The sequence below is a fragment of the Actinoplanes sp. TFC3 genome (assembly GCF_001553785.1).
In the GTDB taxonomy this organism is placed as follows: domain Bacteria; phylum Actinomycetota; class Actinomycetes; order Mycobacteriales; family Micromonosporaceae; genus Actinoplanes.
This window is the reverse complement of record NZ_LOJP01000001.1, coordinates 4,264,063-4,282,029: the sequence shown is the minus strand read 5'-3', so window position 1 is coordinate 4,282,029 and position 17,967 is coordinate 4,264,063. Positions and strand designations below refer to the sequence as shown.

Below are 17,967 nucleotides of genomic sequence, written 5' to 3'. Positions count from 1 at the left end.
CGGCCACAGTGAACCGGCCGGCGGAGAAGCCGAAGAAGATGTCGGGGAAAGGGCCGAAAACGAGGCGGGAGCGGGCGCTACTGAAACATCCCCCTCAACAGGCAGAGCGATCTGTTCGTCCTGGTGGTACGGCACCGTGATCAGCATGGGGTGTCCAGGCGGAGGACGGTTTCCTCGATCTCCTTGCCGCGCTGGTTGGCGTACGCGATCTCGGTCCCGGTCTTGGTGAACCCCGTTTTGCGCAGAACCGCGAGCGAACCGGCGTTGTCGCTGGCGGCCCGAGCGATGACCGGCCGCACCGGAATCGTGGTCAGGAACGCCCGTACGGCGGCAGTGGCGATTCCCTGTCCCCAGTAGGCGCGGTCCAGCCAGTACGTGATCTCGATGTCGGCGCCCACGGGGAAGCTGGCGATCGTTCCGGCCAGCACGCCGTTGACGGTGATGGCCAGCAGGGTGATGTCCGGGGAGGTGCGCAGGCGGTGCAGGTGCGCGTCGAACTCGGCCCGGTCGTCGGGATCCTCAGCGGTGAAGGCGGTCATGTGGACGGCGACCGGGTCACGCATCTGGTCGAAGATCGCGTCGAGGTCCTCGTCCACCACGTCCCGCAAGCCGACTGTTGCCATTCCGGCAGCCTAGCGAAGCGGCCGAACGCACAGCCGACCCCATGATGAGCAGCACAACTGCCAGCGCAGCGGCGGAGCCGGGGCCGGTGATGGGAAGCCCGGCACCCTGGCCACCGGCGGCGGCCGCGGCAGTGACAGCGGGGGTGCCGGCGGCGGGCGCGCTGTAGCTGATGCCGGCGCGGCTGATTGCGGCTACCAGGACGGTGTAGCGGCGGTTGGCGGTCAGGCCGGTGATCATGCAGGTGTGCTTGGTTGCGGCGTAGCAGGTGCGCCCGGCGTCGAGGTCGGTGCCGGTGAACGCGATGGCGGCGTAGCGCACGGCGGGGTCGGCACCGGGGTTGCGCGGCGGGTGCCAGGTGACGCGCAGGGCTCCTCGGCGGGCGGTGGCCTTGACCTGCCTGGGGTTGCCCGGGGCCAGGCGGACGGCGCTGAACAGGTCATCGCGGGTGCAGTAGAACGTCTCGGTGAGGTCGACGGCGCAGGCGCGGGTGCCTCCCAGGGACAGGTCACCGAGGCGAGCCCCGGCCGGGCCGAGCACCAGGCGGGCCAGCGACGAGCTGTGCAACCGGCGCCGGTCCACGAGCGCCGGGGTGGCCCGGTCCGCCTTGTCACCGATGCCGAGCTGGCCGTGCTCGTTGGCACCCCAGCAGTACGCCTGTCCGGCCGCGGTCAGCGCGCACGTCGAGTCACCACCGGCCCGGATCACCGAGTACGCCCGCGCCCCCAGCCGCCGCGGCTTCTCCTGATCCCCGGTCCCCACGCCGAGCTGCCCGCGCGCGTTGCTGCCCCAGCAGTACGCAGCACCGTACGGCCCCAGCGCACAAACATGGCGCCGCCCCGCGGTGACCTCGCTGAACGGCCCGCCCGGCAGCTTGCGCGGCTCGAACTCCCCGGCCCCCCAGCACCACACCTCGCCGTTCTCCTTCACCGCGCAGGTGCGGTCGTCGCCGACGGCCACGTCGAGCACGTCGCTGAGCCCGGGCACCGGCTGCGGGTTGGCGTCGCTGGTGCCGGGGGTGGGCGAGCCGAGCTGGCCGTCGTCGTTGGCGCCCCAGCAGCTCACGGTCAGCTCGACGGTCAGCACGCAGGTGTGGTCACGCCCGGTGACCACCTGCACCGCATCGGTGCTGACCAGTTCGGGCCGGGTGCGCCGCTCGAAGCTGCCGTCGCCGAGCTGGCCGTCTTCGTTGGCCCCCCAGCAGAAGACGGCCAGCCCACCCGCCCCGGTGCTCAGGGCGCAGGTATGTGCCCGGCCTGCGTCGACGCCGAGCAGCTGGGCGGCCTGACCGAGGCGGCCGGTGATGCGCACCGGGGCCGGCGCGGCTGTGGTCGTACCGTTGCCGATTTGGCCTTGGTCATTGGTTCCCCAGCACCACAGATCCTGATAGTTGACCAGCGCGCAGGCGTGCCCGTCGCCGACCGCGGTGAGCCCCTGCTGCGGCCCGGACTCCGCAGCCCGGACCCGGTTCACGTCGAACGGCGAGTCGTCGGCGTGCGCGGGAGTGGCCGTGAGCAGCAGTGCCGCCATCACCAGGGCCCGAACCAAGATCCGCATGGCGTCAGCGAAACATGATCAACCTGCTTCCGGCAGAAAAAGGGTAAAAGTCGCTCAAGGGCATTTCGCGCTCAGGTCGCCGCTCGCCGAGGTGCGCCGCGACGGCTGCTGCGCGGCGCAGGCGTTCAGCTCCATACCCTCACCGTGAGACCGACAGCCCCCGCCGAGGCAGGGGCTGTCCACACAGCGTTCGTCAGAACAGCTTGGCGGCGGTGATGCCGGTTTCGATGACGCCGTAGCCCAGCAGCACCGTGACCAGCGCCCACGACACGATCAGGCGCACGGATGCGGGCGATGTCGAAGAGGTGTCACTCATGCCACTGCCTCCTTGGGCTTGCCGGTGGTCTTCTCGTGGTAGCGCTCGGGCACCGGCTGCACCAGCAGGTTGGCGATGAAGCCGACCGCCAGCACGCCGACCATGGTGAACAGCGCCGGCTGGTACGCCGAGGCGGTCAGCGTGCCCGGCTTGCCCTGCGCGTCGAGGAAGCCGTTGACGATCAGCGGTCCGGCCACGCCCGCCGCCGACCAGGCGGTGAGCAGCCGGCCGTGGATCGCGCCGACCTGGAAGGTGCCGAACATGTCGCGCAGGTACGCCGGGGCGGTGGCGAACCCGCCGCCGTAGAACGACAGGATGATGCCGGCCAGCAGCACGAACAGGGCCACCACGGAGTCGCCGATCGAGGCGAGCAGGGCGTACAGGATCATGCCGACGCCCAGGTACACCATGTAGATACGCTTGCGCCCGATCGCGTCGGAGGCGGTCGACCAGGCGAAACGGCCGGCCATGTTGAACAGCGACAGCACGCCGACGAACCCGGCTGCCGTGGCCACCGCGACCTCGGACTTGCCGTCGCCGCCGCGGAAGAAGTCCTGGATCATGGGGCTGGCCTGCTCCAGGATGCCGATGCCCGCGGTGACGTTGCAGAACAGCACGATCCAGAGCAGCCAGAAGGTACGGGTCTTGATCGCGTTCGCCGCGGACACGCTGGCCGTGGTGACCAGCGGCTTGCTCTTGATCGACGCGGGGTCGAAGCCGGCGGGCCGCCAGTCGTCGGCGGGCACCCGCATGTTGGCCACGCCGAACATCATGATGACGAAGTAGCCGATGCCCAGCGTCAGGAACAGCGCCACGAGCGCGCCGCCGGAGGCTGTTGAGGTCGCCACGTCGGGGTCGTAGCCCGAGTCGTACGCCGAGAGCAGTTGGCGTGACAGCGGGCTGGCGATCAGCGCGCCGCCGCCGAAGCCCATGATCGCCAGGCCGGTGGCCAGCCCGGGGCGGTCCGGGAACCATTTGATCAGCGTGGAGACCGGGGAGATGTAGCCGATGCCCAGCCCGATGCCGCCGACCACGCCGTAGCCGAGGTAGACCAGCCAGAGCTGCTTGGTGCTGATGCCGAGCGCGCCGATCAGGAAGCCGGCCGCCCAGAAGCAGGCGGAGACGAACATGGCCTTGCGAGGGCCGTTGCGCTCGACCCAGGTGCCGCCGACCGCGGCGGACAGGCCCAGCATCACGATCGCGATGCTGAAGATGACGCCGACAGCGGTGGCCGAGGAGTCGAAGTGGGCGACGAAGGAGTTCTTGTACACGCTGGTGGCGTACACCTGGCCGATGCACAGGTGCACCGAGAGCGCGGCCGGCGGGATCAGCCAGCGGCTGAAGCCGGGCGGGGCCACCGAGCGGCTGCGGTCGAGCGCTGTCAACATGGGCGCCTCCAGACGATCACCGGTGCTTGCAGCCACATCATCGACCTGCGGTAAATTCCCCGCAACAAATAGCCGCCGAACGTTGTTCGCGGTAACAAGCCGGTCGGAACGACGGCCGGGCCGCTCCCTCGTGAGAACGACCCGGCCTGACGATCGTGCCGTGACTCAGCGACCCGAGGTGTACAGGTCCTTGATCTCGGTCGCGGACAGCGCCCGGTCGTACAGGTGCACCTGGTCGACGGCGCCGTCCAGGTAGTCGACCGGGTTGCCGCCGTACTTGCCGCGACCAATCACGGTGTTGCCCGTCGGACCGCTCTGGGGCAGGCAGGCGCCCGCCGAACCGGCCAGCTCGCCGTCGACGTACAGGCGCAGCTCGCCCTTCACCGAGTCACGCACGCCGGTGAGGTGGTACCACTGGCCCACCACGGGCTTGGCCGGGGCCAGCGCGCGCACCCCGGCGAAGCTCATCGCGAAGCGCTGGTCAGCCCCGGAGTACTGCAGGAAGAAGTCACTGTTGCTGGCCCCGTCCTGGCTGACCACGGTCTGGAACGCGCCGTCTGCCTTGTCGAGCTTGACCCACGCCGAGGCGGAGTAGTCCGAGGCCGTGTTGAGCACCGGCGCGCCGGTGTCGGCGTACTGGGTCGAGCCGTCGAGTACCAGGGCCTGGCCGTTCTTGCCCTCGCCGTACGAGGGGTTGCCGACCAGCGTAGCGTCGTGGTTACCAGCCGTGTCCTCGGTGCTGCCGTTGAACGGGTACGCCGCGACTCCCTCGAGACCGGGCGTGCCGGCCGGGGGCTGCGGTACGTTGCTCGCGCTGCCGTCGGCCTTCTTGATGATCTCCTTGTTGACCTTCTTGACCTGCTTGAGATCCATCTTGGCGACCTGGCGGTCATAGGTCCAGAAGCCGTTGAGCTCGCCCTCGACATCGGTGATCTGGGTGTAGATCGCCGCGCTGATGCCGCACTGCTGGGCCGAGGTGATGACCGCCTTCTGGTTGGCCACGTACTTCGCGGTCAGCGTCTCGGAGTCCGGCTCCATCTCGTACGCCTGGCCGTCGCCGAACCACATGTGGTTGGAGATCTTGAGGCCGAAGCCGCCGTGCTCGCCGTCGATGGCCACCCGGTTCGCGTCCGGCGACGGGCTGGCCGGGCCGAGGTACTGGTGGTGGTCGATGACGTCGCCGTGCCCGGAGTCACCGTGGGAGTTGCAGCAGTTCACGCCGCTGTGCGCGTTGACCAGCCGGCTTGGGTCCTGGGCCTTCACCTCGTCGGCGATGCGCCCGGTGGCCGCGCGGTCCCATTCGCCCCAGCCCTCGTTGAACGGCACCCAGGCGATGATCGAGGTCCAGCTCTGGTGCTCGCGGACCATCTCGTGCAGCTCGGACTCGAACTGTCCGCGCCATGCCTCGGGGATCGGCCCGGTGTTGCTGGCCGGCATGTCCTGCCACACCATCAGGCCCAGCTTGTCGGCCCAGTAGTACCAGCGGTCCGGCTCGACCTTGATGTGCTTGCGCACCGCGTTGAAGCCCATGTCCTTGTGCTGCTCGAGGTCGAACTTCAGGCCCTCGTCGGTGGGCGCGGTGTTCAGCCCGTCGGGCCAGAAACCCTGATCGAGGGTGGCCATGTTGAACAGGATCTTGTCGTTGAGCGCGATCCGCAGCTTGCCGTCGGCGCCCTTCTTGGTGCCGATCGAGCGCATGCCGAAGTAGGACGTGACCGAGTCGACGGTCTTGGTGCCCTCCAGCAGGGTGACCTCGAGGTCGTACAGGAAGGGGTCGTCGGGGCTCCACAGCTTCGGCTTCTTGATCGGCAGGGTGAGCTGCGCGCCGGCGGCTCCGGTGACCTCGCCGACCACTTTGCCCTTGCTCGTGGCCACGGCCTTGACCGTCAGGCCGGATCCGCCCGAGACGTCAGCGGTGAGCTTGAGCGCCTTGCCGGGCACGTCCGGGGTCTGCTTGAGCTCGGTGATAGCGGCGGCCGCGACCGGTTCCATCCACACCGTGCGCCAGATGCCCGAGCTGCCCTGGTAGAAGATGCCGCGGTCGCTCTGGCGGCGCTGCTTACCGATCGGCTGGCCGGTGGCGTCGGTGAGGTCCTCGGCCCAGACGATGAGTTCCTGCGGGCCGGTGCCCTTGAGCGCGTCGGTGACGTCGACGTCGAAGCCGTCGTAGCCGCCGCGGTGGGTGGCCACCTGGGTGCCGTTGAGGTAGACCTTGGCGTCGTAGTCGACCGCGCCGAAGTGCAGTTGCAGGCGCTGGCCGGAGCCGACCTTCCAGCTTGAGGGCACGGTGAAGGTGCGGCGGTACCACATCCGGTCCTCATGGCGCTGGATCCCGGACAGAGCAGATTCGATGGGGTACGGCACCAGCACGCGTTCGCCCAGCGACTGCCCGGCCGGCACCGCCTGGTTGACGTCGGCTTTCGCGAACTCCCACACGCCGTTGAGGTTCTGCCACTTGCTGCGAACCAGTTGCGGGCGCGGGTATTCCGGCAGGGCGTTGGCCGGTCCGACCTGGTCCGTCCAGGGCGTCGCGATCGGCGGGATGCCCTTGTGCCAGGCCGGGGCGGCCTGCGCGGGTGTGGACACACCGGCGGCTATCAGCGAGAAGGCGGCCGCCGCAGCCAGATGCCTGCGACCGGCTCGAACTCTGATCATGCGCGAGGTCCCTTTCCTCGGGGGTGACCCGGGTAGCGCGCACGGCACTCGGACGCCGTCCATGCTGGACGGCTCGAGCGCGGCAGACGCCGCCCAGGGAGCTCACACATTTCAACAACGTTGCTCAGGTAACGTCAAGATTACGAGCGAAAGTTGTCGATGGATCAACACAATTGAACATGCAAGTTCACCGATTCGGGTAATCTCCCACCGATTCGCTCCTGTGCGGTCCGGCGTTTGTTCAGGCTCATGTGCGACGATGCGGCGGTGCCCCACTCGATCTTGGAAGTCATCGCGCTGAACGCCCTCGACGCCCGCGCCGCCCGTGACGGCGGCGCCGACCGGATCGAACTGGTGGCGGACATGCGCGCACAAGGCCTCACACCACCCGTCGAGACCTACGCGGCGGTCCGGGCCGCCGTTGAACTCCCGGTGCGCGTCATGCTCAGAGCCGATGACGGGTACGCCCTCAGCGACGCCGCCACCCTGACCCGCTGCGCCCGCGAGCTGCGCGCAGCCGGGGCCGACGAGTTCGTGCTGGGTTTCCTGGACGCCGACGGCAAGGTCGACATCGCAGCGGTCGAGACCGTGCTGGCAGCCATCGACGGCTGCCGCTGGACCTTCCACCGCGCCTTCGACCACGCCGGCGACCGGCTGGCCGCCTGGGATGCCATAGCCGAGCTACCCGGGCTCGACGGCGTGCTGACCGCGGGCAGCCCGCACGGCGTCGAGGCCGGGCTGGGCACGCTGCTCAGCGAGGCCACCCGCACCCCGCCCGTACTCGTCGGCGGCAGCCTGCGCCAGCAGCACCTCGCTCCCCTGCTGGACGTCGGCGTGCGCGCCTTCCACACCGGCGGTGCGGTGCGCCCCGCGGGAGCCTGGGATGCCCCCGTTGACGCGCACCTCGTCCGGCTGTGGCGCGGATTACTACCGTGAGCGGGCGACCGACAGGTAGCGGTAGCCCATCTTGACCAGGCGCTCGGGGTCCAGGCAGTGCCGGCCGTCCAGGATCACCGGCGTGCGCATCAGCGTGGACAGCTTCGCCCAGTCCAGGTCGAGGTACTGCGACCATTCGGTGACCAGCACCACAGCGTCGCTGTCGTCGAACACCGCCTCGACGTCGTCGGCCAGGTACGGCGCCAGGTCGGGCTGCTCACGGCGGAACCGCTCGGCGGCCACCGGGTCGTGCAGGCTGATCCGGGCTCCCCGGTCGATGAGCATGCGGGCGATGTCCAACGCCGGCGCGTCGCGCATGTCATCGGTGTCCGGCTTGAACGCCAGGCCGAGCAGGCCGATCTTGCGGCCCTTGACGATGCGCAGCTCCTCCAGCAGCCGGTCCACCACCAGGCGCCGCTGAAGCTGGTTGACCGAGCGGGCGGCGGTGACGATCGGCATCTCGTGGTGGTAGTCGGCAGCCGTGGCGATCAGCGCCGCGGTGTCCTTGCCGAAGCACGAGCCACCCCAGCCGATGCCGGGCTGCAGGAAGCGCGGCCCGATCCGGGTATCCAGCCCGATGCCCCGGGTGACCTGGCGGATGTCGGCGCCGACCCGCCCGGCGAGCTGGCCGATCTCGTTGGCGAAGCTGATCTTGAGGGCCAGGAACGCGTTGGCCGCATACTTGATCAGCTCGGCCGAGGCCAGGTCGGTGGAGACCATCGGCACCGCGCCGAGTTCGGCCGGGCGCGGCAGGTAGGTCGGCGGGGTGAACGTCTGGTTGAGCAGCGTGCGGTAGAGCCGGTTGAGCACGTCGAGGCTGCGCGGGTTGTCCGAGCCGACCACGACCCGGTCGGGGTACAGCGTGTCCTGGATTGCCGCGCCCTGGCGCAGGAACTCCGGGTTCGAGGCGACCGAGAACTCGCCGTCGCTGCGCCGCTCGTGGGTGCGCTCGAAAGACTCGCGCAGGATCGAGTCGACCCAGTTGCTGCTGCCGATGGGAACTGTCGACTTGTTGACGACCACGGTGAAGTCGCCGCCGATGTGCCGGCCCACGCTCTCCGCAGCCGAGCGCAGGTACTTCAGGTCGGGGTTGCCGTCGGGCAGCGACGGCGTCTGCACGGCAATGAACACGACCTCGGCGCCGGGCACCGCGCTGCCGTAGTCGGTGGTGAAGCTGAGCTTGTCAGCGGCGTCGGCGAGCAGCGCGTCCATGTGCGGCTCGTAGATCGGCGACTTGCCCGAGCTGAGCAGGTCAACCTTGGCCTGGTCGAGGTCGACGCAGGTGACGTCGTGACCGAGGAACGCCAGGCAGACACCGGTGGTCAAACCCACGTACCCGGTTCCGACGACACACACCTTCATGCCATTCTCCCTCTCGAAGCGATCTTGGCCCGCGATTACCCGGTCGCTGGAACGGTAATCCGTCCCGTCACGCATCCTCACACCGCCCGCACGTTCCCCGCACCCCGGTGACGCTCCGAGATCATCAAGCTACTTTTAGTGGCCGGCTCACCGCCCCGGCCTGCGGTGTTGCGGCCAGCAGGCAGGCGCGCCGTCCCGGGTACCCGGCCGGGTCGAGGGGCCTGCGGATCAGTTCGGCCGGCATCGTGAACCCGGCGGCCGCCAGATCCGCCCGAACGGCTGAGGGATCGAGAAAATGCACGCCCACGTCCACCCCAGACCCGGACCACTGGGTGAGATGAGAGCTGCTGTCACCGACGTGAAAGGCGATCAAGAGCAGACCGCCCGGGTGATCAGCCCAAGGGGTGGGCGATGTCGTTGGCGTGATCGGTGACGGCGGGCTCCCGTCACGTGGGCGCGCAGCGGCAGGATCTCCAGGCAGCGCCGGACCGCCGGGGCCATGAGCGGGTTGGGCACCCGCAGCGACACGGTGCAGTGCGGCACCCAGCGGCCGGGGCGGTACTGCTCCCACACGTCCACTCCCCCGGCCGTCAACCGGTCGTGCACCTCGCGATGGTGGTCGAGCAGTTCGCCGGTGGGCACGACGCCGAGCCAGAGCACGCGCCCGACGAACTGGCCGGCGAAGTCCATGTCCAGGCTCAGCCCGCGCCCCACCGGCACACCCTGCAACGCTTGAGCCACCACGTCCGGGGCGAGCGTGCGCGACGCGGCGAGGGAGACGTGCGGGCGGTGCCGCTGGTTGAGCGAGGCCATTGTCGGGATGCCGTCCGCCTCCAGGGTGCGCCACAGCGTGCGCAACCTCCGGTTCGCGTCGGTGTCCAGATACAACTCAAGCGCAGCGACCACATGATCACGGTAGCCAGCCGAGCGCAGCGGGCCGCTGGGCGGGTGCCGCAGCGCTGATCTTTATCGGACGCCTCCGCCATCGAGGACATCGATCGGCAACGAACTCCACTTTGTCCGCATCGCGGCCGTAGCGCGGGCATCCGGATAGGAATGAGTCCCTGCGACGGCATACCGGAACCCTGGCGGGCTAGCGAAAATGTCCGAGCCTGTTTCAATCTGTTGACATCATGAATGGTCATGCATGACTGTGGTCGCAACGCGCTGTTGATCGGAAGGAAACACTTGATGCGGCGACCTCCCGTCCGTCCAATACTCCTGGCCGTCCTGCTTGCTCTGTCCGTTCTCGCGGCGCCCGCCGGCGCCGCCCAGGCCCGCGCCCCCGAAGCCGCCGCCACCGTGCACGGCCTCAAGGGCGAGTACTACCGGATGTCCGCCCCCGGGGCCCGCGACTTCGCCCAGCTCGGCGGCATCGTGCTCGACCCGAACATCGACCTGGCCGGGCTGGCCGGCACGTTCGAGTCGCTGACCGGGCGCACCGAGCACACCACCGCCCGCTGGACCGGCAAGCTCACGGCCCCGGCCACCGGGGACTACACGTTCTCGATGATCGGCGACAACGGGTTCCGCTTCCTGCTCGACGAGAAGCCGGTCATCGACCACTGGGTCCCGGACTGGGACGTCGAGCAGACCTCGCAGCCGGTGCACCTCGTGGCCGGTGAGGCGCACACCGTACGCATCGAGATGTTCCAGGATGTCGGTGGCGCCAACCTGTTCCTGCGCTGGGCCGGCGCCGGCCTGGCCAAGCAGATCGTGCCCGAGTCGGCGTTCACCCCGCCGGACGGCTTCCAGGTGTTCCCGGCCGACTTCACCGTGCAGGCCGACGGCGAGACGCTGATCGCCACCTTCGACGCCGAGGTCACCGCGCTGGGCCAGTTCGCCGCGAAGACCACGGTGGAGGTCGACACCACGCCCTTCCCGATCAAGAAGGCGAAGATCGACAAGCGCAACCCGAACAAGGTCGAGCTCACCCTCGACGCGACCGTGCAGAAGAACCAGAAGGTACGGGTCAACTACGACGGCACCGGTGGCCTGATCGTGGGCGGCCAGAGCGTCCCGCAGGTGATCCGCTCGGCCACCAACAATTCCACGCACCGCCTGACCACGCCGTTCGGCGACAAGGTGGACAAGCAGCACCCGCTGCCGGAGTACCCGCGGCCGCAGCTGATCCGCAAGGACTGGGTCAACCTCAACGGCCCGTGGGAGTTCGCCGGGGCCGAGGCGGGCGAGCAGCCGGTGTTCGGCAAGAAGCTCGGTGAGCAGATCACCGTGCCCTACCCGGTGGAGTCGCAGCTGTCGGGCATCGAGCGGCGCGAGGACCACATGTTCTACCGCAAGCTCGTCACCGTGCCGGCCGGCTGGAACGGCAAGCGCGTCAAGCTCAACTTCGGCGCCGTGGACTACCAGGCCTCGGTGTGGGTCAACGGCAAGCTGGTCACCGAGCACACCGGTGGCTACAACGCCTTCACCGCCGACATCACCGACGCCCTGACCGTGGGCGGCCAGCAGGAGATCATCGTCGGCGTCACCGACGTGACCGGGCCGGACCAGCCCAAGGGCAAGCAGTCGCTCAACCCGGGCGGCATCGTGTACGAACCCTCCTCCGGCATCTGGCAGACCGTGTGGCTGGAGCCGGTGGCCGCGGCCTCGGTCGACCAGATCGTCTCCACCCCGGACCTGGCCACCGGCTCGGTGGTGGTCAACATCGCCTCGGCCGCCACTGAGCAGGTCAGCATCACCGCGCTGGACAAGGCCGGCAAGAGCGTGGGCACGGTCAGCGGGGCGGCGAACACCGACCTGCGGATCAAGATCGCCAACCCGCACCTGTGGAGCCCGGACGACCCGTACCTGTACGACCTCGACGTCAAGCTGGGTAGCGACTCCGTTCGCGGTTACTTCGGTATGCGCTCTGTGGCCGTACAAAATGTGGGTGGTTTCCCGAAGCTCACCCTCAACGGCAAGCCGATCTTCTCGCTCGCCACGCTCGACCAGGGCTTCTGGCCCGACGGTCTGTACACCCAGCCCAGCGACGAGGCGCTGCGCTTCGACCTGGAGCAGACCAAGAAGCTCGGCTTCAACGCGGTCCGCAAGCACATCAAGGTCGAGCCGGCCCGCTGGTACCGCCACGCCGACGAGCTGGGCCTGCTGGTCTGGCAGGACTTCGTCTCCGCCGACATCAGCAGCACGGCCGGTCAGCAGGCGTTCCTCAGCCAGGGCCGCGAGATGATGAAGCAACTGCACAGCTTCCCGTCGATCATCGGCTGGATCGTGTTCAACGAGGGCTGGGGCGAGTGGAACCGCGAGGAGACCGGCCGCATCACCGAGCAGGTCAAGGCGGCCGACCCGTCACGCATCGTCAACGCCCACAGCGGTGTGAACTGCTGCGCCTCCAAGGGTGACTCCGGCAAGGGCGATGTGATCGACCACCACGACTACAACAACACCGACCCGGCGTACCCCGACGCCACCCGCATCGCCATGGACGGCGAGCACGGCGGCTTCACGCTGCGCACTCCCGGGCACATGTACCCCGGCCCGCCGGCGGTCATCTACAGCGGGGTCGCCGACACCGACGCGCTGACCGCGAAGTACGTCGACAACACCGAGCGGTTCTACCTCGAGGGCGCAGGTGCCGAGCTGTCCGGCTCGGTCTACACCCAGATCACCGACGTGGAGACCGAGCTCAACGGCCTGTGGACCTACGACCGCCGCGAGATCAAGGTCAAGGCCAACAAGGTCCGCAAGATCAACGAAGCGGTCATCGAAGCCGGCGCGCAAGCCGGCGACGACGCCACGTTCCCGGGCAAGGGCGACTGGAAGCTGGACGAGGGCAAGGGCACCACCGCCAACGATTCCAGTGGCACCCGCTCGCATCTCAAGCTCGCCGGGGACACCGCGTGGACAGCCGGCGTGTCGGGTTCGGCGCTCAAGTTCGACGGTGACGGCGACTCGGCCGCCACCAAGGCGCCGGTGCTCGACACCACCAAGGACTACACGGTCTCGGCGTGGGTCACCCTGGACAAGCTGCCCGGCAACTACGCCTCGGCGGTCAGCCAGGACGGCCGTGCCACCGCCAACCCGTTCTACCTGCAGTACGGTCAGGGCTCCTTCGCCTTCAGCACCCCCGGCGAGAACCGGGCCAAGCTGGCGATCACGCCCGAGCTGAACCGCTGGTACCAGTTGGTCGGCGTCCGCGACCACGCCAGCGGCGAGATCCGGCTGTACGTTGACGGCAAGCGGGTCGCCGCCGCCAAGGCCGGCCCGGACGTGATCAGCACCGGCCCGCTGACCCTGGGCCGCGCCAAGTACGCGGGCAACCCGACCGACTACTGGTCCGGCAACATCGACCAGGTGCACGCCTACAACCGCACCTTGTCGGACGCCGATGTCGCAGCGCTGTACACCGCTGAGGCACCCAAGTAACAGGCAGCCGAAAAGAGAGGGCCTGCCTCGCGTCATTGCGAGGCGGGCCCTCTTTCGATCAAGCGCCCATCAGGCATCACTCTGACGTTGGCGCGCCGGGCGACATCGTGAAGCGCCTGGTACAACACGTGGGAAGACGGATCCTGGCGCTGGAGCTGAGCCAGAACGCCGACCGAATCCTGATCGTCCGCAACGGCGGCAACGGCAGGTCGACACCCCAATACGTGCGTCGCTCAAAATGATGAAGTCGACACGGCCGCGCGAGATCATCAACTCGCGGTCATGACAGGAAGCTGCGTACCTGCGTGAGGATGGACGTGTCGGTCAGGTAGGTGATGTGGTTCTCGCAGGGCACGTAGGTGTTTGTGGCGCCGCTGATGGTGGTGCTGGTGTACGGGATGATGACGCCGTCGCAGGGTGAGTACCAGGTTCGGTACACGGTGGGGCCTGGGGTTTCGTCGCCGGTGCTCAGGGTGCGGATGAACGACGAGCCCGGGTACATCTGCTGGCAGGTGGTGTAGATCAGGCAGGCGCCCGCGGAGGTGGTCCCGTGGTTGGCGCCGGCCAGCGAGGCCACGTGGGCCACGTACTGGGTGCCGCCGAGCTGCTTGACGTACCACTGGGTGACCAGGCCGCCCATCGAGTGGTTGACGATGTCGACCTTGGCGGCGCCGGTGCGGCTGCGAACCTGGCTCACATAGGTGGCCAGGCCCTGGGCGTTCTGCACGTTGTTGCCGTAGGAGTTGTACTCGTAGGCGTACAACTGGTTGCTGGGGTAGCCGCCGGCGCGGAACAGGGCGATGGCGGCGGTCCAGTTGGCGGCGCTGCCGGTGTAGCCGTGCACGAACACGACCGGGGTGCCGGGGGCTGCGGCGGCGGGAGCGGCCCCGGGGCGGCGGCGAGCGCGGCGAGGGTGGCGGCCACGGCGGCGGCGAGAGTTGCGAACATCCTGCGCATGGAACCTCCTGCGGTTCGGGTTCCTCGCAGCCTGGGCGCGCTGGGGGAAATGACACATCGGTGAAATCACCGGCCTTCTCCTGAGCGCCGCAACCATCGACACTTGTCGACATGACTGCACTCCCGGTGCAAGATGTGCCGCCGGAGGTGGCGAGCGCTCTGCACGACCTTGCGGGTGAGGACGCGGACGTGCTGTCGGAGCTGCTGGCCGCGCTCACCCCCGCCCACCTGCGCGGCGATATCCCGCTTCCGGTCACCCTGCCCGGCACAGGTCCCCGAAGCCACCACTACCGAGCTTTGCTCAGGAGCCTGTCATCCGGTACGACCAAAGCCCTGCTGCTGGCCGCCACCGACCCCCGCCACGTCACCCCGGAGCTGGCCGGAGCCGAGGCCGCCGGGCTGATCCGGATCACCGTGGACGGTGCCGTGTTCGTACCCCCGATCCTGCAGAACGTGATCTATTACGGGGCGTCGGCGGCGCAACGTCAAGCGGCGCACACCTTCCTGGCCGCCCGGTACGCAGACCTCCTGCACCGCGCCGCCGCGACCCCGGCACCCGACGACGCGCTGGCCGCCGAACTGACCGCTTATGCCCAGCGAGCACCGGCCGGTACCGCAGCCGCAGCCCTGCACCACGCCGCGCGCCTGCTACTCGACGCCGCCCGGCACCTGAGCGCACCGGACGCGCTGGAAGCCATGCTGCTCGCCGCCGAAGCCCCCCAGCGCGCCCAGGACCAGCAACGCTTCGCCGTCGCCGCGCGGCACGTCCTCGCCCGGGCCCCGCAGGGAATCAGCACAACGCTCCTGTCCGGCCTGGTGGCCCTGTCCACAGGTCACCAGGCCGACGGCTTCCGCGCGCTGCGCACCGTACAGAAGCAAGCCTTGGACCTTGCCGATCCGGCCTTGCTCCTGCGAGCCGCGGGTGCCGGCGTGCTGACCGGAAACGACCACATCGCACACGCTCTCGCATCGCGGGCCGCCCACCTTGCCCGGCGGCGTGGCGAGACCACGCTGGTCCCGCAGGCGCTCGAAACCGTCGCCACCGCGTGCCTGGCGCTGGGCCGGCACCCCGACGCGACGGCCGCCGCCATCGAGGGAGCCGCCCTGGCCACCGCGACCGGTCAGCAGGTCCGCACCCACCTCGGCATGCTCGCCGTGCTGGCGGCCCTGGCCGGCGACCGCGACACCACCCTGGCTCGCGCCCGCCAGGCCGGCACCACCGGCGGGCCGATCGCGTGGGCGCTGTCCCTGCTGGACCTGGTCGAGGGCCGGCCGGGCCGAGGCGCCGAGCGGCTGATCCGGGTCATGGCCGCGGCGCCACCGCACGCCGTGCTGCCGATCGCCGCGACCCCGCACCTGATCGAGGCGGCCCGGCGCTGCGATCCCACCACGCTGGGCGCCTTCGAACGCTGGACCCGCGCCACCGGGCAACCGTGCTGGCTGGCGCTGCGGGCCCGCTGCCAGGCGCTGCTCGCCGCCGACCCCGACGACGCCGAGGACCTGTTCCGTGAGGCGCTGGGCCAGCACGAACGCGAGGACGGCGGCTATGCCCAGGCCCACACGCAGCTGCTCTACGGCCGTCACCTGCGTCATCACCGCCGTCCCGGGGCGGCGCGCGAGCCTCTGCGCCGGGCCGCCGAGACCTTCACGATCCTGGGCGCCGACCCGTGGGCGGTCCAGGCGGGCGTCGAGTTGCGGGCTTCAGGTGCTGCCCCGGTACGTCCGGAGCAGCCCCTGATCGCCGGTCGGCTGACCGCCCAGCAGGACCGGATAGCGCGCCTGGTGGCCGACGGTGCGACGAACCGCGAGATAGCCCAGCAGCTGTTCCTCAGCCCGCGAACCGTCGACCACCATCTGCGCAACGTGTACGCGCTCCTCGGTGTCCGATCACGAACCGAACTCGCCCGCCACCTGCTGAGCAGCCAGGGAACCTAGACGCGGGCGTAGGCCACGCTGCGGGCCAGCACCCCGATGTCGGCCTGGTCGGTGAACAGCCCGTCCAGCCCGGTTTTGAGGAAGGTGACCTGCTCGTCGATCGCGCGGCCGTACCCGGCCAGGTCGGTGCCCACGCGGTAGTCGGCCGGCAGGAACTGGTTCTCGGCGCGGAACGTGTACGGCATGACCTTCAGGTTCGCCGCGTGCGCGTCGGCGACCAGGCTGGTCGGCGTGCCCAGGGTGTCGTCGGCGTTGCGCGGGATGACCTGGTTCTTGTCCGGCCCGATACCGTCGATGAACCGGGCGATGCGGCGCAGCCCGGCCGGGGTGAGGTACTCGGCGTACGTCTTCGCGTCGTTGAACGGGGTTCCCGCCGCGCTGGTCAGCAACACCAGCGGCGCGCGCAGCCGGTAGTCCTCGCGCAGGGCCTGCAGGTTGGTGTACTCGAAGGACTGGACGAACACCTTGGCGTCGCGGCGGTCCAGGCCGTTGCGGCGCAGCGCCTGCACGAGCGGGGTTTCCAGGTCCAGCTTGAGAGCGCGGAAGTACGTCGGGTGCTTGGTCTCCGGGTAGACGCCGATGTCGCGGTCCAGCTCCTTGGACAGACGCTTGCGCAGGTCGAGGACTTCCTGCAACGTCGGGATCTCGAAGCGCCCGTCGTAGAGCGTGTTGTGCTGACGTACCGCCGGAATGCGCTCCTTGGCCCGCAGGGTTTTGAGCTCGGCGAGCGTGAAGTCATGGGTGAACCAGCCGGTTGTGGACACCCCGTCGAGCACCACCGTGCGCTTGCGGGCGGCGAACTCCGGGTGCGCGGCGACGTCGGTGGTGCCGCCGATCTCCGGTTCGTGGCGGCAGACCAGCACGTGGTCCTTGGTGGACACCAGGTCGGGTTCCATGAAGTCGGCCCCCAGCCGGGCGGCCAGCTCGTATGAGGACAGCGTGTGCTCCGGGCGGTAGCCGGAGGCACCGCGGTGCCCGATCACCAGCGACGGCGGCCGGTGCTGGTGTTTCTCCCCGGCCAGGGCGGGTGCCGCGGTGGCTCCCAGCACGGCGGGTGCTCCGGCGGCCAGGGCACTCAGCCGCAGAACCTGTCGGCGATCAGCCACGGTTTTCTCCACTCCTCAAACCCCCCGGCGACGCTCGCCGGATCTCCGCAGCCGAGTGCAGGCCACCAGCCCGACCGCCCGGCGAAGACGCCATGACCTCCAGGCAAACGAAGCCCGAAGCGTCGGTCCCGTCTTGAGGGAGCTGGCAGCCGGGGCCTACCGTGGACCCGTGGGATTCCGCGAACGGCACGCCACCCGCCCGGCCGACCGCTACAGCGCAAAACTCGGCTCGAACGAAGCGCTGTACGCCCCCGTCCGGCCCCCGGAAAGACCCCGCGCAGTGGGCCGCCCCGACCTGGCCCAGCTACTGGGCCGCACCGTGCTCGAAGCCCGCGTGCAACGCGCCTTCCAGGAGTACGGTCTGCTCCCCCGCACCGGAACAGCCGGCTCAGGGCTGTCCCGCTCCTACCGAGCCCCCCAGGCGGGCGTGGAGATAGCCGCCGACGCCCACGGCACGGTAACCACGGTGACGCTGCACTTCACGGGCACCGAGGGCTTCACCCCGTACCAGGGCACCATCCCCGCCGGCGCCGGCAGCATGCCACACCGCTCCCGCATCTGGGCCATGCTCGGCCGCCCCGACCAAACCGGCGCCCCCTACCGCGACCGCCACCTCGCCGCGGCTGGGCCCTGGGACCGGTGGCAGCTCCCGGAGGTGACGCTGCATGCCCGGTATGCAACCGACGCGGAACGTCTGGAGCGGCTGACGCTGTCGCTGCCGGACCATTTGCCCCGCGCAGCCTGAGCC

The 17,967-nt window shown here is 69.5% G+C and carries 13 protein-coding genes; 4 read left to right on the top strand and 9 right to left on the bottom strand.

All coding sequences use genetic code 11. From position 1 onward, the window contains the following. Positions 1–140 precede the first annotated feature (140 nt). From TFC3_RS19285 to TFC3_RS19270, 5 genes are all read right to left on the bottom strand, one after another. Complete coding sequence (locus TFC3_RS19285; RefSeq protein WP_067501748.1) at positions 141–623, bottom strand: GNAT family N-acetyltransferase; 483 nt, start codon at positions 621–623, stop codon at positions 141–143. Beyond that, positions 556–2,178 carry a fibronectin type III domain-containing protein gene (locus TFC3_RS19280; protein ID WP_067501745.1) on the bottom strand — a complete coding sequence of 541 codons (1,623 nt, stop codon included), beginning with the start codon at positions 2,176–2,178 and terminating at the stop codon, positions 556–558. Before TFC3_RS19280 ends, TFC3_RS19285 begins: the two co-directional genes overlap by 68 nt. Positions 2,179–2,371: 193 nt before the next feature. Continuing rightward, positions 2,372–2,494: a hypothetical protein gene (locus TFC3_RS40030; RefSeq protein ID WP_255363776.1), complete on the bottom strand. Its 123-nt coding sequence runs from the start codon at positions 2,492–2,494 to the stop codon at positions 2,372–2,374. After that, positions 2,491–3,882 (bottom strand): OFA family MFS transporter, encoded by a 1,392-nt coding sequence (locus TFC3_RS19275; RefSeq protein WP_067501741.1) that lies wholly within the window; start codon positions 3,880–3,882, stop codon positions 2,491–2,493. Before TFC3_RS19275 ends, TFC3_RS40030 begins: the two co-directional genes overlap by 4 nt. 165 nt (positions 3,883–4,047) lie before the next feature. Beyond that, a complete protein-coding gene (locus TFC3_RS19270; protein ID WP_082772163.1) occupies positions 4,048–6,537 on the bottom strand; it encodes a LamG-like jellyroll fold domain-containing protein in 2,490 nt (829 codons plus the stop codon). A gap of 267 nt (positions 6,538–6,804) precedes the next feature. Between TFC3_RS19270 and TFC3_RS19265 the strand changes: the two genes are divergently transcribed. Further along, positions 6,805–7,473 carry a copper homeostasis protein CutC gene (locus TFC3_RS19265; protein WP_236718204.1) on the top strand — a complete coding sequence of 223 codons (669 nt, stop codon included), beginning with the start codon at positions 6,805–6,807 and terminating at the stop codon, positions 7,471–7,473. On the opposite strand, the gene TFC3_RS19260 is transcribed toward TFC3_RS19265, so the two are convergent. Then, positions 7,465–8,835, bottom strand: a complete 1,371-nt coding sequence (locus tag TFC3_RS19260) for a UDP-glucose/GDP-mannose dehydrogenase family protein (protein WP_067501735.1) — start codon at positions 8,833–8,835, stop codon at positions 7,465–7,467. The genes TFC3_RS19265 and TFC3_RS19260 overlap by 9 nt on opposite strands. Before the next feature lie 369 nt (positions 8,836–9,204). Then, positions 9,205–9,741 carry a 2'-5' RNA ligase family protein gene (locus tag TFC3_RS19255; RefSeq protein WP_369819632.1) on the bottom strand — a complete coding sequence of 179 codons (537 nt, stop codon included), beginning with the start codon at positions 9,739–9,741 and terminating at the stop codon, positions 9,205–9,207. A 285-nt stretch (positions 9,742–10,026) separates the two neighbouring features. On the opposite strand from TFC3_RS19255, the gene TFC3_RS19250 reads away from it, so the two are divergent. Then, positions 10,027–13,221 (top strand): glycoside hydrolase family 2, encoded by a 3,195-nt coding sequence (locus TFC3_RS19250; RefSeq protein WP_067501732.1) that lies wholly within the window; start codon positions 10,027–10,029, stop codon positions 13,219–13,221. A gap of 280 nt (positions 13,222–13,501) precedes the next feature. Here the strand turns inward: TFC3_RS19250 and TFC3_RS19245 are convergent, their stop codons facing one another. Continuing rightward, positions 13,502–14,248, bottom strand: a complete 747-nt coding sequence (locus TFC3_RS19245) for a triacylglycerol lipase (protein ID WP_255363775.1) — start codon at positions 14,246–14,248, stop codon at positions 13,502–13,504. Positions 14,249–14,289: 41 nt separating this feature from the next. Between TFC3_RS19245 and TFC3_RS19240 the strand changes: the two genes are divergently transcribed. After that, entirely contained in the window at positions 14,290–16,113 is a 1,824-nt protein-coding gene (locus TFC3_RS19240) for a helix-turn-helix transcriptional regulator (protein WP_153040299.1), read from the top strand. Here TFC3_RS19240 and TFC3_RS19235 read toward each other — a convergent pair. Further along, positions 16,110–17,219, bottom strand: coding sequence for a glycerophosphodiester phosphodiesterase (locus TFC3_RS19235; RefSeq protein WP_067507072.1), 1,110 nt, complete (start codon positions 17,217–17,219; stop codon positions 16,110–16,112). The genes TFC3_RS19240 and TFC3_RS19235 overlap by 4 nt on opposite strands. Positions 17,220–17,388: 169 nt before the next feature. Between TFC3_RS19235 and TFC3_RS19230 the strand changes: the two genes are divergently transcribed. Next, complete coding sequence (locus TFC3_RS19230; protein ID WP_067501726.1) at positions 17,389–17,964, top strand: hypothetical protein; 576 nt, start codon at positions 17,389–17,391, stop codon at positions 17,962–17,964. Positions 17,965–17,967: the final 3 nt, after the last annotated feature.

Coding starts and splice junctions, on each gene's coding strand:
- TFC3_RS19285 (WP_067501748.1), bottom strand. CDS start 623: ATGGCAACAGTCGGCTTGCGGGACGTGGTGGACGAGGACCTCGACGCG.
- TFC3_RS19280 (WP_067501745.1), bottom strand. CDS start 2,178: ATGCGGATCTTGGTTCGGGCCCTGGTGATGGCGGCACTGCTGCTCACG.
- TFC3_RS40030 (WP_255363776.1), bottom strand. CDS start 2,494: ATGAGTGACACCTCTTCGACATCGCCCGCATCCGTGCGCCTGATCGTG.
- TFC3_RS19275 (WP_067501741.1), bottom strand. CDS start 3,882: ATGTTGACAGCGCTCGACCGCAGCCGCTCGGTGGCCCCGCCCGGCTTC.
- TFC3_RS19270 (WP_082772163.1), bottom strand. CDS start 6,537: ATGATCAGAGTTCGAGCCGGTCGCAGGCATCTGGCTGCGGCGGCCGCC.
- TFC3_RS19260 (WP_067501735.1), bottom strand. CDS start 8,835: ATGAAGGTGTGTGTCGTCGGAACCGGGTACGTGGGTTTGACCACCGGT.
- TFC3_RS19250 (WP_067501732.1), top strand. CDS start 10,027: ATGCGGCGACCTCCCGTCCGTCCAATACTCCTGGCCGTCCTGCTTGCT.
- TFC3_RS19240 (WP_153040299.1), top strand. CDS start 14,290: ATGACTGCACTCCCGGTGCAAGATGTGCCGCCGGAGGTGGCGAGCGCT.